The sequence below is a fragment of the uncultured Aquimarina sp. genome (assembly GCF_947496855.1).
GTDB lineage: Bacteria > Bacteroidota > Bacteroidia > Flavobacteriales > Flavobacteriaceae > Aquimarina.
In genome coordinates, this window is record NZ_CANMED010000044.1 from 1 (window position 1) to 245 (window position 245).

Genomic DNA, 245 nt, shown 5'->3' on the forward strand with positions numbered 1-245 from the left:
AAGAGTGCGGTATTGACTACAGATGCTGATGGGAGTACAACGATTAGTGCCGGTGATACGGTCACTTTTAGTGTTACGCTGAGCAATGCAGGCGCCAATGATGCTACCGGAGTTGGTGTTGGGGATACGGTTCCAGATGGTTATACTACCATTGGAAGTATTAGTAATAGCGGAAGTGAGAGTGGTGGATTGATCAGTTGGAGTGGACTTAGTGTTACAACGACCACGCCATTAGTACTGACCTA

At 46.9% G+C, this 245-nt stretch carries 1 protein-coding gene; it reads left to right on the plus strand.

Features of this window, described 5'->3' with window-relative positions; genetic code table 11:
- Window positions 1-245: hypothetical protein (locus Q0921_RS24995; RefSeq protein ID WP_299261900.1), on the plus strand; the 245-nt coding region annotated here is incomplete at both ends.